Origin of the sequence: Lysobacter sp. H23M47 (assembly GCF_015209765.1) — a bacterium.
GTDB lineage: Bacteria > Pseudomonadota > Gammaproteobacteria > Xanthomonadales > Xanthomonadaceae > Novilysobacter > Novilysobacter avium.
The window spans coordinates 557,480-581,800 of the sequence record NZ_CP063658.1 but is presented as its reverse complement, the minus strand read 5'-3'; the positions used below and the strand labels follow the sequence as shown (position 1 = coordinate 581,800).

The 24,321-nt window shown below is 69.0% G+C and carries 21 protein-coding genes; 4 read left to right on the top strand and 17 right to left on the bottom strand.

Annotation, left to right across the window (positions count from 1 at the left end; genetic code table 11):
* Positions 1-11: 11 nt before the first annotated feature.
* The 10 genes from INQ43_RS02560 to gspE form a co-directional block, all read right to left on the bottom strand.
* Complete coding sequence (locus tag INQ43_RS02560) at positions 12-797, bottom strand: general secretion pathway protein GspN (RefSeq protein ID WP_194037027.1); 786 nt, start codon at positions 795-797, stop codon at positions 12-14.
* Positions 787-1,431, bottom strand: a complete 645-nt coding sequence (gene gspM / locus INQ43_RS02555) for a type II secretion system protein GspM (protein ID WP_194037026.1) — start codon at positions 1,429-1,431, stop codon at positions 787-789. Before gspM ends, INQ43_RS02560 begins: the two co-directional genes overlap by 11 nt.
* Positions 1,406-2,584: a PilN domain-containing protein gene (locus tag INQ43_RS02550; RefSeq protein ID WP_194037025.1), complete on the bottom strand. Its 1,179-nt coding sequence runs from the start codon at positions 2,582-2,584 to the stop codon at positions 1,406-1,408. Before INQ43_RS02550 ends, gspM begins: the two co-directional genes overlap by 26 nt.
* Positions 2,581-3,423: a type II secretion system protein GspK gene (locus tag INQ43_RS02545; RefSeq protein WP_194037537.1), complete on the bottom strand. Its 843-nt coding sequence runs from the start codon at positions 3,421-3,423 to the stop codon at positions 2,581-2,583. Before INQ43_RS02545 ends, INQ43_RS02550 begins: the two co-directional genes overlap by 4 nt.
* Positions 3,424-3,497: 74 nt before the next feature.
* On the bottom strand, positions 3,498-4,193 hold the full coding sequence (locus INQ43_RS02540; protein ID WP_228062597.1) for a prepilin-type N-terminal cleavage/methylation domain-containing protein: 696 nt from the start codon (positions 4,191-4,193) through the stop codon (positions 3,498-3,500).
* A gap of 38 nt (positions 4,194-4,231) precedes the next feature.
* On the bottom strand, positions 4,232-4,660 hold the full coding sequence (locus tag INQ43_RS02535; RefSeq protein WP_194037024.1) for a prepilin-type N-terminal cleavage/methylation domain-containing protein: 429 nt from the start codon (positions 4,658-4,660) through the stop codon (positions 4,232-4,234).
* Positions 4,660-5,145 (bottom strand): GspH/FimT family pseudopilin, encoded by a 486-nt coding sequence (locus INQ43_RS02530; RefSeq protein ID WP_194037023.1) that lies wholly within the window; start codon positions 5,143-5,145, stop codon positions 4,660-4,662. The genes INQ43_RS02535 and INQ43_RS02530 overlap by 1 nt, the downstream gene beginning before the upstream one ends.
* 26 nt (positions 5,146-5,171) lie before the next feature.
* Positions 5,172-5,606 (bottom strand): type II secretion system major pseudopilin GspG, encoded by a 435-nt coding sequence (gspG, locus tag INQ43_RS02525; RefSeq protein WP_194037022.1) that lies wholly within the window; start codon positions 5,604-5,606, stop codon positions 5,172-5,174.
* Positions 5,607-5,668: 62 nt separating this feature from the next.
* A complete protein-coding gene (locus INQ43_RS02520) occupies positions 5,669-6,886 on the bottom strand; it encodes a type II secretion system F family protein (RefSeq protein ID WP_194037021.1) in 1,218 nt (405 codons plus the stop codon).
* Between the two features lie 4 nt (positions 6,887-6,890).
* Positions 6,891-8,603, bottom strand: a complete 1,713-nt coding sequence (gene gspE / locus INQ43_RS02515; RefSeq protein WP_194037535.1) for a type II secretion system ATPase GspE — start codon at positions 8,601-8,603, stop codon at positions 6,891-6,893.
* A 186-nt stretch (positions 8,604-8,789) separates the two neighbouring features.
* Between gspE and INQ43_RS02510 the strand changes: the two genes are divergently transcribed.
* A complete protein-coding gene (locus INQ43_RS02510) occupies positions 8,790-11,189 on the top strand; it encodes a serine/threonine-protein kinase (protein WP_228062596.1) in 2,400 nt (799 codons plus the stop codon).
* Positions 11,190-11,243: 54 nt separating this feature from the next.
* Here the strand turns inward: INQ43_RS02510 and INQ43_RS02505 are convergent, their stop codons facing one another.
* From INQ43_RS02505 to INQ43_RS02490, 4 genes are all read right to left on the bottom strand, one after another.
* Positions 11,244-11,810, bottom strand: a complete 567-nt coding sequence (locus INQ43_RS02505) for an ECF-type sigma factor (RefSeq protein ID WP_228062595.1) — start codon at positions 11,808-11,810, stop codon at positions 11,244-11,246.
* Between the two features lie 210 nt (positions 11,811-12,020).
* Positions 12,021-12,614, bottom strand: coding sequence for a hypothetical protein (locus INQ43_RS02500; protein WP_194037019.1), 594 nt, complete (start codon positions 12,612-12,614; stop codon positions 12,021-12,023).
* Positions 12,615-12,848: 234 nt separating this feature from the next.
* Positions 12,849-16,838 (bottom strand): phosphoribosylformylglycinamidine synthase, encoded by a 3,990-nt coding sequence (gene purL, locus INQ43_RS02495; RefSeq protein ID WP_194037018.1) that lies wholly within the window; start codon positions 16,836-16,838, stop codon positions 12,849-12,851.
* A gap of 97 nt (positions 16,839-16,935) precedes the next feature.
* Entirely contained in the window at positions 16,936-17,349 is a 414-nt protein-coding gene (locus INQ43_RS02490; RefSeq protein WP_194037017.1) for a DUF4124 domain-containing protein, read from the bottom strand.
* 85 nt (positions 17,350-17,434) lie between these two features.
* Here INQ43_RS02490 and pssA point away from each other — a divergent pair, with 85 nt between their 5' ends.
* From pssA to rimI, 3 genes are read left to right on the top strand one after another with little or no spacing between them, the layout of a single operon-like run.
* Positions 17,435-18,220, top strand: a complete 786-nt coding sequence (pssA, locus tag INQ43_RS02485; protein WP_194034974.1) for a CDP-diacylglycerol--serine O-phosphatidyltransferase — start codon at positions 17,435-17,437, stop codon at positions 18,218-18,220.
* Positions 18,217-18,795: a hypothetical protein gene (locus tag INQ43_RS02480; RefSeq protein ID WP_194034973.1), complete on the top strand. Its 579-nt coding sequence runs from the start codon at positions 18,217-18,219 to the stop codon at positions 18,793-18,795. Before pssA ends, INQ43_RS02480 begins: the two co-directional genes overlap by 4 nt.
* A 4-nt stretch (positions 18,796-18,799) precedes the next feature.
* Entirely contained in the window at positions 18,800-19,276 is a 477-nt protein-coding gene (rimI, locus tag INQ43_RS02475) for a ribosomal protein S18-alanine N-acetyltransferase (protein WP_194034972.1), read from the top strand.
* A 96-nt stretch (positions 19,277-19,372) separates the two neighbouring features.
* Here the strand turns inward: rimI and INQ43_RS02470 are convergent, their stop codons facing one another.
* The 3 genes from INQ43_RS02470 to INQ43_RS02460 are packed head-to-tail and all read right to left on the bottom strand — an operon-like array spanning position 19,373 to position 24,228.
* Positions 19,373-22,231, bottom strand: a complete 2,859-nt coding sequence (locus INQ43_RS02470) for a valine--tRNA ligase (RefSeq protein WP_194034971.1) — start codon at positions 22,229-22,231, stop codon at positions 19,373-19,375.
* A 53-nt stretch (positions 22,232-22,284) separates the two neighbouring features.
* Positions 22,285-22,716 (bottom strand): DNA polymerase III subunit chi, encoded by a 432-nt coding sequence (locus INQ43_RS02465; RefSeq protein ID WP_194034970.1) that lies wholly within the window; start codon positions 22,714-22,716, stop codon positions 22,285-22,287.
* A 9-nt stretch (positions 22,717-22,725) separates the two neighbouring features.
* The gene (locus INQ43_RS02460; protein WP_194034969.1) at positions 22,726-24,228 is read right to left on the bottom strand and encodes a leucyl aminopeptidase; all 1,503 of its coding nucleotides are present in this window, start codon (positions 24,226-24,228) and stop codon (positions 22,726-22,728) included.
* Between the last annotated feature and the right edge of the window lie 93 nt (positions 24,229-24,321).

Sequence of the window (24,321 nt, the reverse complement as noted above, 5' to 3'; positions counted from 1 at the left end):
TCGTCAGGTGGCTACATTTCGTCTTTGCGCAGTGCCGCGCGGCGGGCTTCAATCCGTTGGCGGATCGAATCCATCTGGGCCTGCGCTGGCTCGGCTGCCTTGTTGGCGGGCTCTGCGGAGTCGGCGTCCTGTTGCGCCGGGAGCGCGTCGCCGCCCAGGCTTGCTGGATCAGGTCGACGTTCCAGCCGCGGCCTCGGGGCTGGCGGCGCGCCTTGCGCTTCCTCCGGTGCCCGTGCCGCGCGGGGATCGGCCGGCGCTGGCGCGTGTCCCGCCTCCAGCGCAGCGCTGGTGTGTTCACCGCCGTGGCCGTCGAACACCGCCAGATCCAGGTTGCGCCGCCCCTGGGGTCCGTCAAACACCGCGCCGCGTGGCATCAGTTCCACCAGCCGCCACCCCGACTGCGCAAGCGGTTCATCCAGCTTCACTCGCACCGGGTCCCCGCCTTCCCGCCGGCGGACGATCGCCAGTCGGGTGGCCGGGGTGATCAGGACACTGGTAAGCACATAGTCGAACTCTTCGCTGGGAGTCTCCTCGTCGCCGCCTTCCAGGAAGAAAGGATGGGGACTGCGGTCACTGGCAAACAGGGGCCGATCGGCAATGGCCTGGTACTGCCCAGGCGGACCGAGCGCGGGCTGCGCGCTGACGATCTGTGGCAGCGCTATCAGCATGTCCGGATCGTCGGCGAGCATGGTGACCCGCCCGCCCATCCCGGCCACGGCGAGCAACCAGGCCAGCAGCGCCCAGCCGGCAACGCCCGCCAACAACCACGTGCGGGGACCCGGATCGTCAACGCGCATCGGTCACTCCGGCAGGCGGTGGCGCCTCGAGCGGCAACAGATAGCCTTGCAGATCGAAGGACACATCCAGTCCACCGCCACCCGTCGCCTCGCGGGAACTCAGGTAGGCCGCCTGGGTCAGGATGTTGAGGTTGTCCACGAACAGTCGCGGGCTGCCGCTTTCCAACAGGTACAGCACCCGGCTCAACTCGGGCGTGCCGCAGCGCAGGCGGACCTGGGCGACCACCCGGCGATAGGATTGGCGGTTGTCGGAGTCCAGCGGCGAGCGGTTGGTGATGGCGCAACTGCGGTTGCCCGGGCTCGCCTCGGCAACGACCGTTTCCAGGCGCTGGATCAGGCTTGCCGTGGCCAGTTCCGGATTCGCCTCGGGCAGGAAGCCCGGCACGCCCTCCTGCTGTTGCCTGAGCTGGTGCAGGCGCTCGGCCACCTGGGGCGCCTGCTGCAACTGCATCCGCAGACGCAGCTCGCGTTGCTGCAGGGACTCGATCCGCGCGTCAGCCTCGCGCATCGGCACGGTCCACCACGGATGTACCAGTACGCCGTACGCGAACGCCAGTACCAGCAGCAGCAGGCCCGCCGCCAGCCACCGGTCGCGCCGCGTTGGCGCTTCAGCGACCGGATTGGGCAGGCGCATCGGCGGCCTCCGCGGGAGCCGTGGTTGCCGCGGCAGAGGCAAGGTGGGCGGTCAGGGTGAAGCGGTCGCGACCGCTCTCGGGGTCGGGTTGCAGCGCACCGGCGAGGGCCGGCGAGCGCCACTGGTCGGCACCCTGCAGCTCGCCAATCAGCGCAGCCGCCTTCGTGCTCAGTCCGATCAGCATCAGCTGGTCGCCGTTGATGGAGAGTTTTTCCAGGTAGGTGGAGTCGGGCAGGCGGCGGCTGAGTTCATCGAGGATCTCGGTGGCCGGCGCGCGTTCCGCCCGCAGCCGGTCCAGGAAAACCTGCCCCTCCAGCAAGGCGCCCAGTTGCTGGCGTTGCACAGCGGCGCGCCGACCCGACTCCGCCTGGCTGGCGATGGTCTGCTCGAGCGCCTCCGCGGCACTGCGGCGGTTCTCCAGCAGTTGCCACATCAATGCCAGCACCGCGAGCAATGCAACGACTGCGAGCACGATGTTCCAGGTGGCCGCCGGATCCCGTCGTTGCCGGCGATCCGCCGGTGCCAGCAGGTTGACCCCGAGGGGCGCACCGTCCGCGCCGGCCACGTCGATCCCGGCCAGCTCGGACGCGAGTGGGCCCAGCGCCGTGCGCTGATCCTCCAACAGCTGCCGCGGGACCACCACCAGCTCCACATCGAGCTGCCCGTCACCTTCCCGGCGCCCACGCACGCTCGCATCGAAGGCGACGGCATCGGCGGTGAACGGTGTCTGCCGGTCGATCTCGAAACCGACGACGTCGCGCAAGCGCTCCAGGGCACTGCCGGGAAGACTCATGCGCCGTGTCAGGCTGCTGGCGGCGGGCAGCATCAGCCAGCGCGGAAGCTCGGCCAGGCGTGGCCCCAGCAAGGACCCCAGCGCATCGCCATCGGCATGGGAGCGGGCGACCAGCGGCGGCAAAGGGACCCGCGCCATGTCGATCAGCGCGTCATCGCGTTGCCGGCGCAGCTGCATTTCGTCCGCGTCGACCTGGAGCAGTACGCGACCGCGGCCGAATCCCAGGGCCTGGCGCAACGCCGGCGGCAACCAGGCGGCCAGCGACCGGAACCACCACACCAGATAGCCGCCCACGCCCGGCACCGCGCGCATTCCCATGCGCCCCAGGCGGTCGCCGAAGGTGGAACCCGGCTGGCTCATCGTGGCGAAGCTCCCTCTTCCCAATGCAACGTGGTGTAGGCCGCGCCCAGACCCGTGGGGGCATTGGTCTGCACGACGGCGCGTAACAGTGACTGGCGGCCGTCTGCCAGCTGCGCGCGGCTGTCGATACTATACGTTCCGCCCGCTGCCGGACCGCCGCCCAGAGAGGGCAACGCGCCTCCCCCGACCAGCGGCAGTCCGGTCGCGGGATCGACGACGCCGCGACCGGCGACGATCCGCTCGCCGTCCATCCCCATGGCATCCAGGACCGGAGCGGTCGCGAACGCGCGGTCGGGGCGCGGCGAACGGCTGTGGACCGTTACGTGCGGGGCGATCTTCGCATACAGCGCGGGGGTGAAGCCCAACACCTGTTCCAGTTCGGCAATGCTTTCAAACTGGGCGTCCTTGGCGCCGTAGGCGCGGCCGGCGGCGGCGTAGTCGGCGTCCTCCGCGCCGCCCGCGGGCTGGCTGAGCGAATCGGGGTCGCGCCAGTCGATGATTGCCCCGGCCAGGCGCGTCGCCTCGCCCGGATCGCTGCCCAGTGCCCGCAGCAGTCCGGCCAGCAGCGTCGCATCACTCTGGTTGAGGTCGACCTTGCCACCTTCGGCAATGATCCGCACCTGCACCTGCGCACCGTGGTATTCCCACTCATAGGGGCGGCAGTCGGGCTGCCACTGCACCCGCGGATCGGGCTGGGCCAGACGATGCAGCGCGTACTCCAGCCCGGCGCGCGCGGCGGCCTGGGCGTTCATGCCGCGGGCCAGGACCTGGCCCTGCAGGTGCTCCACCCGGGCCGTCATCGCGAATGCGCCCACCAGCGCGGTGAGCAGGACGATCATCCACAGCACCAGCAGCAAGGCGGCGCCACTGCTGCGGCGTCGCGAGGATGGATGCGGATGGCGGGCGACCGGCTTCACCAGCCGCTGCCTGCATGGCCGGAGCCGACACCCAGAGCCTGCGGGATCGCCACCACCAGCGTCGGCCAGTGGCTGCCATCGGCATCGGTGAGGCTGGCCTCGACCAGTACCGGCAAGCGGTCGACCGCGGCCCAGCGGTCGGTCCACGCGTCCAGCTCGCCGGTTTCCGGATTGATTCCGCGATAGCGGAAGCGGGCTGAGCGCAGTCCGTCCACCAGGATGTCAGGGGCACGGCCACGTGGGTCCTCCACCGTTTCCCCCGCCGACACGATGTCCAGCGCGAGCACGATCCGATAGAAGCCTTCGCTGCGCTCGACCTGGAAATCATGCGAATAGGGGCCACCGCGGCCCAGGTAATCGGGCAGGTCGGCGACGAAGCGCATCCGTTCGGCCTCGCCGAGGAAGCGCTGCGGACGCTCATTGGCCTGGCCGGTGTGGAAGGCCACCGGCCGCGCCGCGCTGATGCGCCTGCGCAGGAACCCCTCCACCGCGCGCAGGCGCTCGCTGCGCTCGGCCAGCGCCTCGCCGCGGGTCGCGGTCTGATTGGCCGCGGCCAGCGTCGCAAACGCCAGTGCCAGCCCGGCGGCGAGCAGGACCGTCGCCAGCATCACCTCGACCAGGGTGAAGCCGCGCCCCCTCGCCCTCGCCGGTCCCCCACGAATGATGCCGTCGCAACGGCCTGCGATAGCCAATCGCCCGCGCACCCCTTCTCCTGTTTCCACAGAACGCCTCACTGGACACCGCCCACAGCGGCATCGGGCGGGGCCAGCCGCAAACTGCGCACCTGCAACTGCTCGCCCGGGCCAGCCGCGCCCCACTGCACGGCCATATCCAGCTCGAGCAAGCGCTGGTCTGCCGGGGACTGCGGCAGGTTGGCCAATGCCGGGTCCTGCCAGGGCGCGATCGACAGGGTCCAGCGGTAGCGCCCGTCCTCGAAATCGCCATCGCGTCGCCCGGGCTGCAGCGGTTCGGTGATGCCGACCGTGTCCAGCAGCGACTGCGCGTGCAGCGCCGCGCGTCCCGCATCCGCCGACCAGCGCACCTGCCGGGTGGCGCCGGACAGGGTCCCCAGCAGCAGGGTCAGGCCCAGCGCCAACAACGCGAAGGCGACGATCACCTCGATCAGGGTGTATCCGCGCTGAGTTCTGGCCGACCGCATCAATCCGCGCTCCCGGCCCGTTTCACGCTGACCTGCCCGGTCAGCCAGGCCACGTCGATGTCCCACACCGCGCCATCCCGGCTGAGCTGCACCCGGCCGCCGGTGGCGGCGCCGTCGGCGAAGAACATCACCGCGCCCTGCCCCTCGGCGGGCTGGATCTGGCGGGCACCGATGAAGCGCACATTGATCGCGGCCGGAATGGTGCCGGCGCGGCCCTTGGGCGCCTGCCAGGTTCGCGCGGCCGGATCGATCACGAAGCGCTGCGGCTCACCGGCCGCGATCGCGTGGGTACGGGTGAACCGCAACTGCGAGGCGACCTCCTTCACCGCGGCGCGCAGCTGGGTGCCTTTCATGCCGCCGCTGAAGGCCGCAGCTGCCAGCAGGCTGGCGCCGGCGATCAGGCCGATCACCAGCAGCATCTCCAGCAGCGAAATGCCCCGCTGGCGCCGGCTCGACGATGGTCCCGCGCCCCCCCCGATGCGCATGTCCGCTGGCAGGAGCGCGCGCAAGGTCAGTCGTAGTGGATGTCGCTGTCGACGCTGGTGCCGCCGACCTTGCCGTCCTTGCCCAGCACGACCAGATCGAACGGACCGGCTTCACCGGGCGTCCGGTATTCCACCGGATGGCCCCACGGGTCGTTCAGCTCGGCCGGTTTGGCGTACGGTCCCAGCCAGCCGGCGGCGTTGCCGGGCGCGGTCACCAGCTCATCCAGCGTGGTCGGCAGCCGGCCGGTGTCCATCTGGAACGCCTCGACCTTTTGCCCGAGCGTCATCACCTGGGATTTGGCCAAGTTCGCCTTGGCGCGGTCCGCGCCGCCGAGCACGCGCGAGCCGACGAAGGTGAGCACCGCGCCGATCAGCACGATCACGATGATGATCTCGATCAGGCTCATGCCGCCCTGCGAGGCGGCGGCGGGGGAACGGGTCAGGGAACGTTTGTTGCGCATTGTTGAAGGTCCTTTGGGGGAAAGAGTGCTTGCCGGTGAGCCGGCCATCGGAGGTGCGCGCGTCATCCGATCGAACTGGTGAGGTCGTACAGCGGCGTCAGCACCGCCATCACCACCACCCCGACCAGTCCAGCCAGGACGACGGTAACAATTGGCACCAGCGCCGCGAGCATGCGGTCCAGGGCGACCGAGGTCTGGTGCTCGAAGGTCTCGGCGGTCTTGACCAGCATGGTATCCAGCGCGCCGGATTCCTCGCCGACCTGGATCATCTGCAGCGCCAGGCGCGGGAATCGCTTGCCACGCGCGAGCGCAGTGGACAGGGCAACGCCATTCTTGACCTCGTCGCTGGCAGTCGCGACATCCGCGGCCAGCACGCGATTGCCCAGCACCTTCTGGCCGATCCCCAGCGCGGCCATCAAGGGCACCCCGTTGCGCACCAGCGTACCCAGCGTACGGGCCAGCCGCGCGGTCTCGACCTTGGCGACCAGGTCGCCGAAGAAACGCCGGCGCAGCAGCCAGCCGTCCAGCTTCGCGCGGAATGCCGGATCCCGGCGCTTGCGATCAAACACCAGCAACGCCACTGCCGGAATCACCACCAGCATGATCCACCAGTCGCGCACGAACAGGCCGACCCCAAGCACGATCTTGGTGAAGCCCGGCAGCGGCGCGTCCAGGCTCTCGTACATCTGGGCGAACTGGGGCACCACGTAGCCGAGCAGGAACAGCAGACTGAGTCCGACCATCACCAGCAGGATCGCCGGGTAGATCAACGCGTTGATGACCCGCGACTGCATCGCCCGCGAGCGCTCCAGGTAGTCGGCCAGGCGCGACAGCGTCTCGTGCATGCTGCCGCCCGCCTCGCCGGCGCGCACCATGTTGACGTACAGCCGCGAAAACGTGCCGTGCTGGCGTTCCAGCGCGGTCGACAGCGACGCGCCGCCGCGCACCGCGTCACGCACGTCGCTGACCACCCGCCGCGCGGTCTCGTCTTCTGGCAGCTCCAGCAGGATCGTCAGCGCGCGGTCCAGCGGCTGGCCGGCGCCAAGCAGGGTCGCCAGTTGCTGGGTGAACTGGACCAGGCGCTCGCCGGCAAACGGACGCGGCTTGAACAGCGTCCGCCACGCCGGCAGGCCGCTGCCTTCACTGGCCAGGCGTGCCTCCACCGGCAGATGGTCCTGCTCCTGCAGGCGCGCCGCGACCTCGGTGCCGCTGGCGGCCTCCATCTGGCCGTCGAGCATCTCGCCGCGCGCGTTGATCGCCTTGTAGCTGTAGATTGCCATCGGCTCAGGCGTCCTCGGTGACCCGCAGGACTTCCTCGATCGTGGTCATTCCCGCCAGTGCCTTGAGGATGCCGTCCTCGTACATCGTGCGCATGCCGCCGTCGCGGGCAATGCGCTCGATCTCGCCCATGCCGGCATGGCGCATCACCGCGCTGCGCAGGGCATCGTTGATGACCATGAATTCCATGATCGTCGTGCGTCCCTGATACCCGGTCGGCGCCAGTGCGGACGGCTTGGGGCGGTACAGCAGGATCTCGCCCTCGGGCTGGTAGCGGCGTAGCTCGAAGCGCTCGATCTCCTCAGCCGTGGCGGGGACGCGCTCGGCGTGGGTCGGCTCCAGCCGCCGCACCAGGCGTTGGGCGAGGATGCCGTTGATGGTGGAGGTCAGCAGGTAGTCCTCCACCCCCATGTCCAGCAGGCGGGTGATGCCGCCGGCGGCGTTGTTGGTGTGCAGCGTGCTCAGCACCAGATGGCCGGTCAGTGCGGACTGGATCGCGATGCGCGCGGTTTCCAGGTCACGCATCTCGCCGATCATGATGATGTCCGGATCCTGGCGCACGATCGAGCGCAACGCGTGCGAGAAGTCCAGACCGATCTGCGGCTTGGCCTGGATCTGGTTGATGCCTTCGATCTGGTACTCGACCGGGTCCTCGACGGTGATGATCTTCACGTCGGGCGTGTTGAGTTTGCTCAGCGCGGTGTACAGCGTGGTGGTCTTGCCCGAGCCGGTCGGCCCGGTCACCAGCAGGATCCCGTGCGGCTGCTGCAACACGTGTTCGAACTGCGGCAGGAATTCATCTGTGAAGCCCAGCCGGTGGAAATCCAGCACCACCGATTCGCGGTCCAGCAGGCGCATCACCACCGATTCACCGTGCGCGGTCGGCACGGTACTCACGCGCAGGTCGAGTTCCTTGCCCTGCACGCGCAGCATGATCCGCCCGTCCTGCGGCAGCCGTCGCTCGGCAATGTTGAGCTTGGCCATGATCTTGATGCGGCTGATCACCGCCGCGGTCAGGTTGACCGGCGGGCTCTCGCCATCGATCAGCACCCCATCGACGCGGTAGCGCACCTTGAGCCGGTTCTCGAACGGCTCGATGTGGATGTCCGAGGCACGCAGCTCCACCGCGCGCTGGATCACCAGGTTCACCAGCCGAATCACCGGCGCCTCGGAGGCGAGGTCGCGCAGGTGCTCCACGTCGTCCAGGTCACCGCCGCTCTCGCCCTCGGCGGTCTCGATGATGGTGCCCATCGCGCTGCGGCCCTGGCCATGCCAGCGCTCGATCAGCTCATCGATCTCCGAGCGCAGGGCCACGCTGGCGCGCACCTCCCGGCCGGTCGCCAGGCGCACGGCGTCCAGGGTGTAGGGATCCTGCGGGTCGGCCGCGAGCACCTCGACCGCGTCCGCGGTTTCCGCCACCGGGCAGATCGCGAACTGCTTCATGAACTTGGTGGTCAGCGCGACACCCTCGGGCGGTAGCTCGGGCACGTCCCTGGCACTGACCAGGGGCAACTGCAGGACCTCGGCCACGGTCTCGGCGTGGTCGCGCTCGGAGACCAGGCCCAGCCGGGCCAGCAGCGCCAGCAGGCTGCCACCGGTCTCCGCGTGCAGCCGTCGCGCGCGCACAAGATCGACATCCTTCAGCCGTCCCTTGGCAAGCAGCGAATCGACCAGTGGGGCATCGACCCCGCGGTCCAGGTCATCAACCCGGGCAATGATTCCAGCAGTTTCCACGTGGGTTCCCTGACGCCTCGAACGCTCGACTTTATCAGCTGCACGCGGCTGCGGACTGCGGCCGGGCGCCGCCTTTGGCTATGATCGGAACCACTCGGGGGAGAGCGGAACGCAGGTCCGGGGACCGGCACCGCTATGCGTACCCCCATCAGGGAAACGGGGAAGGGTTCGATGCAGGACGCAAAGCGGATGCAACGCGTGTGGGAGCTGTTCGACCTGGTTGTCGAACTGGCACCGGAAGCCCGTGCCAGCGAACTGGGGGAGTTGGAACCCGATGCGGAAATCCGCGCCCAGGTGGAGGCGCTGCTGCACGACGCGGACACCCACACCGTCGACGCTGACGCGTTGCGCGCGCCCCTGCCCGCGCTGCTGGCGCCGGGAACCCGCGTCGGGCGCTGGGAGATCGACGAGCTGCTCGGTCGTGGCGGCATGGGCGAGGTCTACATGGCCCACCGCTTTGGCGAGGACTTTGACCAGCGCGCCGCACTCAAGCTGTTGATGCGAATGGAGTCGGCGGAGGACCGCGCCGGCTTCGTCGCCGAACGCCAGATCCTCGCGGGGCTGGAGCATCCCGGCATCGCCCATCTGCTCGACGGTGGCGAATTCAAGGGTGTCCCTTTCGCGGTAATGGAGTACGTGGAAGGGGTGCCCCTGACACGGGTCGCGGGACTGGGACTGACGGACAAGCTGGCGCTGGTCCTGCAGGCCTGCGAGGCGGTCGGCCACGCCCATCAGCACCTGGTCATCCACCGCGACCTCAAGCCGGGCAACATGCTGGTAACGCCCGAGGGGCGGCTGAAGCTGCTGGATTTCGGCATCGCCAAGCACCTGGCACCGGCCCGCGAGCGCGATGGCGAGGTCACTCCCTCCGCCCACGCCTCGCCCGATTACTGCGCGCCCGAGCAACTCACCGGCGCTCCGGTGTCCACTGCAACCGACGTCTACTCGCTGGGCGTGATCCTCCATGAGCTGCTGACCGGCGAACGCCCCTGGCAGCTGACCGGCGCGCCGCAGATCCGCGCCCTTGAACGGCTCTCCCTGCCGGCGCCACAAGCGCCGAGCACCCGGGTCGACGGCGCGCTGCGCAAATCGCTGCGCGGCGATCTGGATGCGATCGTGCTGAAAGCGCTGCAGGTCGATCCGGCGCAGCGCTACCGCACGGTGGACGAGCTGGCCTCGGACCTGCGAGCACATCTGGCGCAGCACCCGGTGGCCGCGAGGAACCAGACGCTCCGCTACCGGATGGGCTGCCGGATCCGCCGCCACCGCGTCGCCTACGCGCTGGCCGCGGCCGTGTTCGCCAGTCTCGCGCTGGGTCTCGTGGGGGTCGCGTGGCAGGGCCGCCAGGCCACCATCGAGCGCGACCACGCGCGCCGCGAAGCGGTGCGCAACAACGCCGTGCGCCAGTACCTGACGCTGATGTTCCGCTCCGCCAGCGGCACCCAGGAGCATGAGGAAGTCACCGCCAAGTCGGTGCTCGATCGCGCCGCCGAGCGCGTCCACGAGGAGTTCGCCGACGATCCGGAAAGTTACGCGGACGTCGCTTTGGCCCTGGCCGAGCTGTACTTCCAGATCAACGACTACACCGGGGCACGCCCGCTGCTGGTACGCCTGCTGCGAGACGATGCCGGTGTCGCCGAGCACGTGCGCGCGATGGCGATGCACGATCTGGCGCAGGTCAGCTTCCGCGAGAGCCAGACCGCCCAGGCGCGCGACCTGCTCGACCAGGCGCAGACGTTCTGGAAGGCCGGACCCGACAGGTTCCGCGCGGAGTTGCTGGACAGCCGTCTGCTGCAATCGCAGATCGAAAGGGCACAGGGGGATGCCGAGCTTGCCCTGCGCACGTTGGAGGAGGCGCTCCCTGAACGCGTCGAACTGTCGGGCCTGCAGCACCGTGACACCGCGGTGCTGATCAACAACCTCGGTCTGGCGTATTACCAGCTGGGACGGCTGGACGACGCGATCGTCCAGTTGAAGCACGCACACGCCATCTGGCAGACGCTCGGCCAGGAAAACAGTTCCGACGCACTCAATACGCTGAACAACTGGGCCAGTGCCGCCGTGCAATCGGGCCGCCGCGAAGAGGCTGCGGAAATCTTCTACCGCGCGCTGGAGTTGCGTCGCAAGCTCTACGGGCCGTCCGGTGCGCTGGCAGCCCTGATGAACAACCTGGGCAAGACACTCGTCCAGTTGGGTCGCCACGACGAGGCCGTCCCTCTGCTGCGCGAAGCGATTGCGATGGGACGCGAGCATGCGGGCGGCGAGACCGGGACGATCGCGCTGGCCGCGGGCCTGGGGCTGGTCGATGCGATGGTCGGGCGCGGCGAGATCGCGGAGGCACGCGCCAAGCTCGACAGCCTGGGACCCTCGATCATGGAGACCTTCGGCACGGAGCATCCGTTCGCGGCGATGCTCGAGATCTCCCGCGCACGGGTCGAGCACGGCGAGGGAAGCGCCGAGCGGGCGACCGCCGCTCTCAAGCTGGCGCGGGAACGCTTGCAGGCGATGGGCCCGGCCGGTGCCGCCCACCTGGCGCAGCTGGACGCGCTCCAGCAGCAATGGCGCGAATGAGCGCGGACACGAAGCTCGCTGCACACGCCTCTTGCCGCAACCGCCTCCATCGGCTCAGGACGTCGCGCCCTCGTCCGCGGGATCGGTTACGCCGCGGTAGTCTCCCAATTCCTTTTGCAGCCACGCGCGCGCCTTGATCCAGTCCCGGCGCACGGTGCGCTCGGTGACGCCGAGGATGTCGGCGGTTTCCACTTCGGTGTAGCCCGCGAAATACCGGCACTCGACCACCCTGGCCATGCGCGGCTCGATCGCCGCCAGCTGCTCGACCGCATCGCCCACCACTACGCGCGTTTCCGACTCGGTGACCATCAGCGCTTGCTGCGCCTGCGTGTAGTTGTCGGGATCATCCAGTGAGATGGGGGTCCGGCCCTCCCCCCGGCACAGTCGCAATCGGGATCGCGCCTCATCGACCATTACGTGGCGCATTGCTACCGCGGCAGATGCCAGGAAGTGCCGATGCGACTTCCACGGCCCGACGCTGGCCATCTTCAGGTAGGCCTCATGGATCAAGGCGGTCGTCTGCAGCGCGCTGCCCGACGAGCGGGCACGTATGCCCCGCGCCGCCCGGCGCAGGTCCGGATACAACAGCGGCGCCAGTTCGGCGGCGCCCGCACCGGCCATGTCCGGCTCAAGCTCATCGTCCGTTCCGGGTCGACCCGGTCCGCTCCCCTTCTCCATCCCGGAGTCCCTCCTCGCAAATGCGCGACAGATACCTGTGTCGCCTTCCCTTGGGCCGGAGGATACACCGCGGTGGCGCACGCGGCCCAAGGGTGGGCTCGGGAGGGAGGAACCGCGCGCGTCAGCGGCGGCCACGCGGTGGCCCGGGACGGTTCAGCGGCGCCTGTCCTCGTCCATCCAGACCGATGCCAGCGTCTGCGTCCCATGACGGCGCTGCGGCAGCGTGGCCTGCCACCATTGCGTGCGCGCGTCGATGGCGTTAGCCGGCTCCCCGGGCGATGTCGCCAGCTCCATCGCCGGGCCGAAATAGGCGTTGAGGGTGAAATAGACCCGGTCATTGAGGACGTGCAGGTCGCTGTTGACGGTGTCGAACCGGGCCTGGTCGCCGACGTCATCCACATCCTCGAAGGGCCCGACGTCCCGGGACGATGACCCCGTGCCCCGGCCCGACGTCGCGTCCTCGAACGCCGCCCGCGCGTGCCGCTCATCCGGTTCCACGGCAGTGACGTGGACCGTGACATCCAGCAGTTCGTCCCCGCCCTCCCAGCGATAGACGCACAGCGACGACATCGAGGACTGCTCGATCAGCGCGGGATCGATGGAGAAAGCGGCAGACACCATATCCCTTGTCACCACCGTGCAGGGTGCGCTGCGCAGGTCATCTGCGGGCTGCAGCAGCGCGGCTTCGGGAACTGCAGCGCCGTGATCGGCCGCGCAGCCGGCCAGTGCCGCCAGCACCAGGGCCATCACGCCCACAACTGCGTGCGCGTTGGCGACCCCGGCGCCAAACCTGGGGCCGCGGCGGCCTCCTTTTCCCAACGCCTGCATCACGACCCCCATCGAAATGCCTCCGCGCAACCCTGGCCGGTGAGTGGCCGTTGCTTGTAGGGGTGTACGTCGTCGGGGAGCCGCTCCGGACAATCGGGCAAAAGCGCGGAAAAAAGACGGGGCGGGGCGGAGTGCCCGCCCCGTCCTGGAAACTCAGCCGGTGAACGCGCGCGCGTTGCGGAACATCCGCAGCCACGGCGAATCCTCGCTCCACTCCGAGGGGGCCCAACTCAGGTTGGCGGTGCGCAGGGTGCGCTCGGGATGCGGCATCAGGATCGTCGCCCGGCCATCGGTACTGGTCACCGCGGCGATCGCATCGGTCGAGCCGTTCGGGTTGGCCGGATAATCCACCGCCGGCTGTCCACCCGCGGCGACATAGCGCGCAACCGGGTGCGCCGCCGTCTGGTCGGCCGGATCGGCGAACGCCGCGCGGCCTTCGCCGTGCGAGACCACCACGGGAATCCGCGAGCCGGCCATGCCGGCCATGAAGATCGACGGCGAGTCGGCGATTTCCAGCAGGCTGAGGCGGGCCTCGAACTGCTCGCTGCGGTTGCGCAGGAACCGCGGCCAGTGGCCCGCTCCCGGGATGATCGAGCCCAACTGGCTCAGCATCTGGCAGCCGTTGCAGATTCCCAGGGTGAACGTGTCCTCGCGCTGGAAGAACGCGGAAAAACCGTCATGCAAGGCCGCGTGCTCCAGGATCGAGGTGGCCCATCCACGGCCCGCACCGAGCACGTCGCCGTAGCTGAAACCGCCACCGGCGGCGAGACCCTTGAATCCGTCCAGCGCGAGCCGGCCGCTGATCAGGTCGCTCATGTGCACATCGACGGCCTCGAAACCGGCGCGGTCGAACGCCGCGGCCATCTCGATCTGGCCGTTGACACCCTGCTCGCGCAGGATCGCGACCCGCGGCCTGCGCTGGACGTGGACGAAGGCGCTGGCCACATCCTCGGCCGGATCGAAGGACAGCTTCGGTGACAGGCCGGGCGCGTTGAAATCGCGCATTGCCGCGCGTTCCTGGTCGGCGCACTCGGGGTTGTCGCGCAGCTTCTGCATCGCGTGGGTGGTCGACCACCATGCATCGAATAGTTCGTCCCAGGCCCACTGCGCCAGCAGCTCGCCGCCGCCGTGCACGCGGATGCCCGCCGCGGTGCTTGGCCGCGCGATGCGCTGGGCGCAATCGACCAGCCCGTGGCGGGCCAGCAGGTCGGCGAACTCGACGCGGTCGTCCGCGTTGACCTGCACGACCGCGCCCAGTTCCTCGTTGAACAGCGTCCGGAACGCGTCCTCGCCCCAGCCGTCCAGGTTGATGTCCAGGCCGGTATGCGAGCAGAACGCCATCTCGCACAGGGTGGCGAACGCACCGCCGTCGGAACGGTCGTGGTAGGCCTGCAGCAGGCCGGCGGCGCGAGCGTCGCGGATCAGTTCGAAGAAAGCGCGCAGGCGCTCGGGATCGTCCAGGTCCGGCACGCCCGAGGTCCGGCGGCCGTCCTCGGACGACTGCCCGGCAAACGCCGGCAGCGCGCTGCCGCCGGCCGTGGCGTGCGGATGGACCTGCGCCAGCACCGAGCCGCCCATGCGCTGCTTGCCTGCGCCCAGACCGATGAGCCAGAGCTCGGAGTCCTGCCCGGAGCTCAGCAGCGGCGTCAGCTGGCGGCGCACGTCGGTGACCGGCGCAAACGCGCTGACCACCAGCGATACCGGCGATACGGACTTGTGCGACGTACCGTCCACGTCCCATTGCGCCTGCATTGAGAGCGAGTCCTTGCCGACCGGAATGCTCAACTCGATCTGCGGGCACAGCTCCATGCCCACCGCCTTGACCGCATCGAACAGCAGGGCGTCTTCGCCGTCGTGACCGGCGGCGGCCATCCAGTTGGCGGACAGCTTGATCCGCTCCAGCGATTCCACCGGCGCCGCGCACAGGTTGGTGATCGCCTCGCCAACGGCCATGCGCGCGGACGCCGCGGCGTCCAGCAATGCCAGCGGGGTGCGCTCGCCGATCGCCATGGCCTCACCGGCAAAGCCGCTGAAACCGGCAAACGTGATCGCGCAATCGGCCACCGGCACCTGCCACGGACCGACCATCTGGTCGCGCGCGGTCAGGCCGCCGACGCTCCGGTCGCCGATGGTGATCAGGAACTGCTTGGCCGCAACCACCGGGTGGGCGAGCACGCGCAGGGCGGCGTCGCGCAGGTCCAGGCCGTCCCAGGCCAGCGATGGCCAGGCCGGCGCGGCGGGGCGACGGGTGTCGCGATGCATCTTGGGCGCCTTGCCGAACAGCACGTCCATCGGCAGGTCGATCGGGTGGACGACAGCGTCCGCCGCAACCCGGGCATCCGCAGGGGCCGTGGCGCCGTCCGCGCCGTAGATGGTGTCCACCGTCACCCCGTAGCCCACCACCAGCCGCTCATTGGCGGTCGCATGGCCGACCACGGCGAACGGACAGCGCTCGCGCTCGCAGATCGCCGCAAACTCGGCAACGCGGTCGGCAGCAATGCCAAGCACGTAGCGCTCCTGGGATTCGTTGCACCACAGCTGCATCGGCGACAGGGACGGGTCGTCGCTGGGCACCTTGGCCAGGTCGATGACTCCGCCCAGGCGGGAGTCGTGCAGCAGCTCGGGGATCGCGTTGGAGAGGCCACCGGCGCCGACATCGTGTGCCGTGTCGATCGGGTTGTCCGCGCCGAGCGCCACGCAGCTGTCGATGACTTCCTGGCAGCGCCGTTCCATCTCCGGATTGTCGCGCTGGACGCTGGCAAAGTCCACTGCCTCGTCGCTGTCGCCGGAGGCCACCGAACTGGCGGCACCGCCGCCAAGGCCGATCAGCATCGACGGCCCGCCCAGTACCACCACCGCATGCCCGGGCTTGAGGCCGAGCTTCTCGACCTGGATGCGGTCCATCGCGCCCAGGCCGCCGGCGAGCATGATGGGCTTGTCGTAGGCGCGCGTCAGCGTCGTCGCGTCGCTGGCCGCATCGGCCAGTTCGAAGCTGCGGAAGTAGCCGGTCAGGTTCGCGCGGCCGAATTCGTTGTTGAACGCCGCCGCGCCCAGCGGGCCGTCGAGCATGATCTCCAGCGCACTGGCCATACGCGGGTTGAGTGCGCGCTCGCCTTCCCAGGGCTGCGGCAAGGTCGGGATGCGCAGGTGCGAGACGGTGAAGCCGCACAGGCCGGCCTTGGGCTTGCCGCCACGGCCGGTGGCTCCCTCGTCGCGGATCTCGCCGCCGGCCCCGGTGGCGGCGCCGGCAAAGGGCGAGATCGCCGTGGGGTGGTTGTGGGTCTCGACCTTGATGCAAAACGCGGAATCCACCTCCGCCTCGAGGCGGTAACCGGCACTGACGGGATCGGGCCGGAAGCGCTGGCTGGGGTAGCCCGCCACCACGGCCGCGTTGTCGCTGTACGCCGACAGGGTGTGCTGCGGCGTGGTCGCGTGGGTGTGCTTGATCATCCCGAACAGCGAGATCGGCTGGTCGATGCCATCGATCGTCCAACTGGCGTTGAAGATCTTGTGCCGGCAGTGCTCCGAGTTCGCCTGGGCGAACATCATCAGCTCGACGTCGGATGGCGCGCGGCCCAGCTCCGCATAACGCTCGCGCAGGTAGGCGATCTCGTCATCGGCCAGGGCCAGGCCGAGACGGCTGTTGGCCGCCTCCAGCCCATCCAGCTCGATCCGTTCCAGCGCGACCTGCTGCGGAACCTCGAACAGCGCCAGCGCCGCCTCACGCGAGGACAGCAGCGACTGGGTCATCGGGTCGTGCAGCTCGGCGGCGAGCCGCTCGCAGACCGCGGGATCCTCCGGCCAGCCGGCCAGGTCGAAGCGGGTGCCGTGCTCGACGCGATACACCGGCAGCCCGGCATCACGAACCAGCTCGGTCGCCTTGCTCGCCCACGGCGACAGGGTGCCCAGCCGCGGCGTGACGAAACGCGAGACCGCGCCGTCCTGGCGGGATGCAAACTCCGGCCCGGCCTGCAGGATCCGGCCCAGCACCGGGCCATCCACCCGTGCGCCCCGGTCGGGCTTGACCCAGTACACCGGCCAGGCGCCCAGCAGGCGCACGTCGGGGTGGTGGCTCTGCAGCCGGGCTTGGAGACGTTCGCGTCGGAACGCAGACAGGGCGGAGGCGCCCTCGAGCACGATCATGTGCGGAAAACCACAGGTCGACGGGCCGACCATTGTAAGTCAGCCCGTGCAGGCGCGCGCGGCCGGGCGAAGCTCGGGCGAGGCCTGTGGGAGCTTGTTACTGGTCGGAAGCGCCGTTGCAGTAGGCGTTGATCGCTGCCTGGGCCAGTTGCTTCTGCGCTTCGCGCTGTTCTGCGTTCATGGCGGTGCCATCGCCATTGCCATCACTGCCCTGCATCTGGATCGGGCCGTCGCCCTCAAGCAGCGCCAGGTTGGCGCGCGCGGTGGTGCACTGGCTGTTCTCGACCGGCGCCTGCGCGGTCGTCTCGCTGGCGGTGCCGGCGCCCGCGTCGGTAATACGCCGATTCTGGTATTTGCCGCTGGGCGGCGGCGCATCGGAGTAATGGGTGACCCCGCTGGCATCCTTCCACTGGAACAGCTCACCGGCCGAGAGCGGCAACGCCACCATCAGGAAGGCGAGGCACAGGCAGGCCGCGAGACGGCGTACAGGCAGAGCAGGCAGACCGGTCATGAGAGCTTCCATTGCGGTGTTGGGGGATGGCATTGCCATGATTGCAGCATCCCGCCGCAACGCAAGCAAGCGCTAGACTGCTGAAATGGAACCTACGCAACCGATTACCCCCCCGCCACGCCAGCGCCCCCGCGGTATCTACCTGTTGCCCAACCTGTTCACCACGGGCGGCCTGTTTGCCGGCTTTTACGCCATCATCTCCGCGACCCAGGGGCATTTCGACAATGCCTGCATCGCGATTTTCGTCGCCGCCATCCTCGATGGGCTGGACGGCCGGGTGGCGCGTCTGACCAACACCCAGAGCGAATTCGGCGTGCAATACGACTCACTGGCCGACCTGATCAGCTTCGGCCTGGCCCCGGCGCTGGTGATGTATCACTGGTCGCTGGCCTCCATGTCGCTGGACGGCGTCACCGCGCGCAAGATCGGCTGGGTGGCGGCGTTCCTGTATGCCGCCTGCGCAGCGCTGCGGCTGGCGCGGTTCAACTCCCAGGTCGGCCAGGTCGACAAGCGCTGGTTCATCGGCCTGGCCAGCCCGGCTGCCGCCGGTCTGCTCGCAAGCTTCGTCTGGACCTGTTTCGCGATGGGCTACTCGGGGGTCGAACTGCGCTATCTGGCCGTGTTCGCCACCGTCGTCGCGGCGTTGCTGATGGTCAGTCCGATCCGCTACTTCAGCTTCAAGGGTGGCGGACCCAAGCACGACCGCCTGCCGTTCCTTTCCGTGCTGGTGGTGGTCGCGGTGGTGGCGGCCATCGCCATTGATCCGCCGCGGGTGCTGCTCGCGATCATCGCGCTGTACGCGATGTCGGGCCCGGTACACGCCATCTACCGGCGCGCGCGCCGAACGCCGGTGGAAGCGACGACGCCATGAGCCTGTGGACGTTCCAGCAACACGAATGGCTGCACGCACTCGGGCATCCGGTTTTACTGCTGGCCGGTGATCCTTCGCTGCAGGCGCAGCCAGCGACGCTGGATGAGAAGAAGCTCGCCGCTGCGTCCAGCGCAGCGGGGGGCGAAGTGGCGCAGCAATCCAGCAGAGGGAAACCGACGGCCAGAACGCCACCCAATGCACTTCGCGACCGGGCGGACACCAGGCCGGAGCACTCTTCGCGCCCGGCCCCAGCAACACCGCTCATGGAACCGGGCGAGACGTCTGAAGTGGCTGCCGGTGCTCCGGCAGCCGGAGCCTCGCGCACGGATGCGGCTGCGAAGAAAGCCGCGCTGGAAGCCGCCCGCGGCGCGCGGCGCGCAGCGCGCCCGACGCTGCTGCCCAGCGACGACCCACTCGTGCTGGCGATCCTCCGCGCCAGCGGCATGGAGGCACCTGTGTTCGAGGTCGCAGCGCAGGCCTGGCGGATCGACCTGGTCCGCCTGCGCGCCGAACCTGCGACCAAGCGCTCGTTGTGGCAGCAGATGCGCAAGGCGCGCCGCAACCGCAACGGGTGAGCGCATGGCTGCCGAACCGTCCCTGCAACCACTGCCCCACCGGCCGATGCGCCCGGAGGACCTGGCTGCGGTGCACGCGCTGGAAGTGCGCGCCTACGAATTTCCGTGGACCCAGGGCATCTTCCGTGACTGCCTGGCCTCGGACTACCCGGCCCGGGTGGTCGAACGCGACGGCGCCATCGTCGGCTACTTCCTGCTCAGCATCGCCGCCGGCGAGGCGCACATCCTCAACATCTGCATCGCCCCCGAGCTGCAGGGCCAAGGCCACGGCCGCGCACTGCTGCACGTGCTGCTGCAGATCGCGCGGGCGCGTCGCGTACAACGCATCTTCCTGGAGGTGCGGCCGAGCAATCCACACGCGATTGCGCTGTACCACGACGAGGGTTTCAACGAGATCGGCCGCCGGCCGCGATATTACCCGGCGCGCAAGGGCCGCGAGGATGCCCTGGTGATGGCACTGGAACTGTTCAACGACGACTGATCGGCGTCTTCTGCACGGCCAGCCGCGCCCGTGCGAAGGCGAAGGCTAAAAGCGAAACCTGCGAAACGGGGACCCTGCCAGCGCTCGCCGCGGAGCTTATCCCAGCCGGGTTCGCTGCGCCGCCAAGGCCTCACGCTGCGAGTTCCAGTCTCCCAGGCGCTTGCGCTCCTGCTCGACCACCGCCGGCGGCGCGTTGTTGACGAAGGTCTCGCTGGCCAGCTTGCCCTTGCACTTGCCGATCTCGACCTCGACCTTTTTCAGTTCCTTGTCGAGCCGCGCACGCTCCGCGTCCAGGTCGACCAGCCCTTCCAGCGGGACCAGCAGCTTGAGTTCGCCGACCACCGCGGTTGCCGCGGCCGGCGCGTTGGCGACGTCATCGATGAACTCGATGCGCTCCAGCCGGTTCAGGAACGACAGCGAGCCATGGAAGCGGGCGGTACGCTCGCGCTCGCGGTCGGAGGCGCCTGCCAGCAGCAGGGTGACCTGCTTGGAAGGCGCCACGTTGAGCTCGCTGCGCACCCGCCGGACCGCGGACACCATCGCCTTGAGCCACTCCACGTCGGCGGTTGCGCGCTCGGCGTCGTCGACGCTGATGTCGCCGGCCTGTGGATACGGCTGCAGCATGATCGTGGTGCCGTCGATGCCCAGACGCGGCGCCACCGACTGCCACAGCTCCTCGCTGACAAACGGGATGAGCGGGTGCAGCAGGCACAGCAGCCGCTCCAGCACGTACAGCAGTACGTGGCGCGTGTTGCGGGCGGCCTCGCTGTCCTCGCCGTGCAGGGCCGGCTTGGCCAGTTCGACGAACCAGTCGCAGAAATCGTTCCAGGCAAACTCGTACAGGGTCTGCGCCAGCAGGTCGAAGCGGTAGGCGGCGAAATGCTTTTCGGCCAGCGCGGCCGCCTGGTCCAGCCGCGACAGGATCCAGCGCCCGGCATCGGTCTGCGGCTGCGGCACGCCGCTGAAGCTTGCGCCCTCGGTGTTCATCAGCACGAACCGGGTGGCGTTCCAGAGCTTGTTGCAGAAATTCTTGTAGCCCTCGGCGCGGCCCATGTCGAAGCGGATGTCGCGACCGTGGGTGGCCAGCGCGGCGATGGTGAAGCGCAGCGCGTCGGCGCCGAACGCCGGAATACCCTCCGGGAACTCGCGGCGGGTCGCCTTCTCGATCCTGGGGGCATCGGTGGGCCGCATCAGGCCGGTGGTGCGCTTGGCGACCAGGTCATCGGCGGAGATGCCATCGATCAGGTCCAGCGGATCGATGATGTTGCCCTTGGACTTGGACATCTTCTGGCCGTGCGCATCACGGATCAGGCCGGTGATGTAGACGTCCTTGAACGGCACCTGGCCGGTGAAGTGGTCGGTCATCATGATCATCCGGGCGACCCAGAAGAAGATGATGTCGAAGCCGGTGACCAGCGCGGAGGACGGCACGAAACGCTCGAAGCCGCGCTCCTCCATGCGCTGCGCATTCGGCCAGCCCATGGTGCTGAACGGCCACAGCGACGAGGAGAACCAGGTCTCCAGAACGTCCTCGTCCTGGCGCAGCGCACCGGTGTAGCCGGCCGCGTCGGCCAACGCACGCGCTTCGGACTCGTCGCGGCCGACGAAGATGCGCCCGTCATCACCGTACCAGGCGGGAATGCGGTGGCCCCACCAGAGCTGGCGGCTGATGCACCAGTCCTGGATGTTCTCCATCCAGTGGCGGTAGGTGTTGATCCAGTTGGGCGGCACGAACTTCACTGCGCCCGGCTGGCCATCCACGCCCTGGACCAGCTCCAGGCCGCGCTGAGCCAGGGTGTCCATTTTCACGAACCACTGGTCGGTCAGGTACGGCTCGATGACCTGGCCGGTACGGTCGCCGCGCGGCACCTGCAGCTTGTGCGGTTTGGTCTCCACCAGCAGGCCCTGGGCCTCCAGATCGGCGAGTACGACCTTGCGCGCCCCGTAACGGTCCAGGCCGCGGTACGGCTCGGGAACGTCGTCATTGGTCGCCGCGTCGGGGGTGAAGATGTTGATCAGCGGCAGGCCGTGACGCTGGCCGACCGCGTAGTCGTTGAAGTCGTGCGCCGGAGTGACCTTGACCACGCCGGTGCCGAACTCGCGGTCGACATAGTCATCGGCGATCACCGGGATCTCGCGCCCGGTCAGCGGCAGGGCCACGTCCTTGCCGACCAGGCCGGCATAGCGGGCGTCGTCCGGGTGCACCATCGCCGCGGTGTCGCCCAGCATGGTCTCGGGGCGCGTGGTGGCAACGACCAGGTAGTCGCGCGTCTCGCGCAGGGTCTCGTTGCCGTCGGCGTCTTGCTCGACGTGTTCGTAGCTGGCGCCGTCGGCCAGCGGGTAGCGGATCGACCACAGGAAACCGTCTTCCTCCTCGCTGAGGACCTCCAGGTCGGAGATCGCGGTCTTCAGCACCGGATCCCAGTTGACCAGTCTTTGACCCCGATAGACCAGGCCTTGCTCGTGCAGCTTCACGAAGGCCTCGATGACCGCCTCGGCTGCCATCGGATCCATGGTGAACACGCTGCGCGACCAGTCGCCGGAGGCCCCGATGCGGCGCATCTGCCGCTCGATGGTGTCGCCGGACTGCTGTTTCCACTGCCAGACCTTGTCGATGAAGCCGTCCCGGCCGAGCGAGTCGCGGGTCTCGCCCTTGCCTTCCGCGCCCAGGTTGCGTGCCACCACCATCTCGGTGGCGATGCCGGCGTGGTCGCTGCCGACCTGCCACAAGGTGTCGAAGCCGCGCATGCGGTGGTAGCGCACCAGCGCGTCCTGCAGGGTGTGCTGGAAGGCGTGGCCCATGTGCAGGGTGCCGGTGACGTTGGGCGGCGGCAGCAGGATGCTGTACGGCTCGCCCTGACCGCTCGGCTTGAACACGCCGCTGGCCTCCCACTGCTCGTACAGCCGGGTTTCGAACTGGGTCGGGTCGTAGCTGGAGGCCAGGGTGTCGGTCATCGGGATCGTCGCGGAAAAGGGAACACAGGCACCCGTGGACCGGGCGCCGTCGGCTACATGTCGTGCTTGTTGAGGGTGAAACCGCGGTCCTTGTACTGGACCCAGCGCTGGCGCAGCGGGCCGCGCGCGGAATCGTCGGCGGGCACCACCTCCAGCACGCGCTCGAACGCGCCATCCACCGCCGCGTCGCGCAGGTTGATCACCAGCGGACGCAGGGCCACGTCGTGCTCGGGCGCGGCGATGAGGACCTCGATTTCCTCATCGTCGCCCTCCTCCATGTCCGGATCGACGATCTGGTGCGGGATGAAGGCGTCCGGATCGAAGGACCACAGCAGGTCGTCGAGCTTCTCGGCCTGGGCGGCATCGCGCGCGAGCACGATGCACGCCTGCCCCGCCTGCTGGGCCTTGCGGGCCAGCTCGCAGACCAGCAGCAGCGGCTCCTCGCGGAACCGCGGCTTCTGGATCAGGTAGAAATCGGCACGCACGGTCGGTGCTTACTGCGCGGCGCGGTCGATCAGCCACTGGCTGAGCAGGCCGACCGGGCGACCGGTGGACATGCCGCGCTTGCCTTCCTCACTGCCGCTGCCGGCGATGTCCAGGTGCGCCCAGCGCTGGTCCTCGGTGAACCGCGACAGGAAGCAGCCGGCGGTGATCGCGCCGCCCCAGCGGCCGCCGATGTTGTAGACGTCGGCGAAGCTGGACTCCAGCATCGTCTGGTACTCGTCCCACAGCGGCAGGCGCCAGGCGCGGTCGTAGGTCTTCTCGCCGGCCGCCAGCAACTCCTCGGCCAGATCGTCGGTCTTGGTCATCAGCCCGCTGGCATATTTGCCCAGCGCGACCATGCACGCCCCGGTCAGGGTGGCGACGTCGACCAGCGCGACCGGCTCGAATTTCTTCGACCAGGTCAGCGCATCGCACAGCACCAGGCGACCCTCGGCGTCGGTGTTGCCGACCTCGATGGTCGTGCCCGACATGCTGGTCAGCACGTCCGAAGGACGGTAGGCGTCGGCGTCGGGCATGTTCTCCACGGCGGCCACGATCGCCACCAGGTTGATCTTCAGCTTCATGCCGACCACGGCGACGAAGGTGCCCATCACGCTGGCGCCGCCGCACATGTCGAACTTCATCTCCTCGATGCCGCCCTGGACCTTGAGGTTGATGCCGCCGGTGTCGAAGGTCAGACCCTTGCCGACCAGCACGTAGGGCTTGCTGTCGTCGCCGGCGCCGTTGTACTTCATCGCGATCAGGCGTGGGCGGTTGGCCGAGCCGCGGGCGACGGCGAGCAGCGAGCCCATGCCGAGCTTCTCCATGTCCGTGTCTTCGAGCACCTCGCAGGAGGTGTCGCCGGAGCGGCCGGCGAACTCGACCGCCTGGTCGGCCAGGTACGCCGGGTTGCACACGTTGGGCGGCAGGTTGCCCAGCTCGCGCGCAAACGCGACGCCGGCGGCGATCGAGGCGCCCTGCTCCAACGCCTTGGAGGCATCGCCCATGCCCGAGGGCACGCTGACCGAGACCCGGCGCAGGCCCGGCTCGCCGGCCTTGGCCTTGTTCTTCTCGCCCAGGGTGGCGGTATAGGTGTAGCAGGCGTGGTCGGCGGCAATCGCGGCTTGACGCACGGCCCAGGCGCCATCGCGGCCCTTGATCCGCGCATCGGCGATCGCGAAGACCGCATGCTCGACCGGACCGGTCTTCAGCGCACGCGCGGCGGCGTCGACGGCCTTGATGTACTGCGCGGCGTCCAGTTTGTCGGCATCGCCCAGGCCGACGATCAGTACTCGGGCCGCGGTCACGCCGTCGAGGTCGTGGACGATCGCGGTCTTGCCGATCTTGCCGCTCGCGTCGCCGCGCTCCACGAGGGATTTCAGGCGGCCATTGGTCGCGCTGTCAAGCGCGGAGCCGGCGGCGTTCAGGGTCTTGTCGGCGTAAGCGCCGACGACGATGCAGTCCGCCTTTACGGTGGCGAGCTCATCATGATTCAGGTCGAATTCGAGGGCCATGCAGCAGATTCCGGGAAGTGGGAGGAGGCGTTCGCGCGGTCGCGGCGGCGGAAAGCGCCGATCCGGGCGACAATACCGGCCGGTTCGACCAGG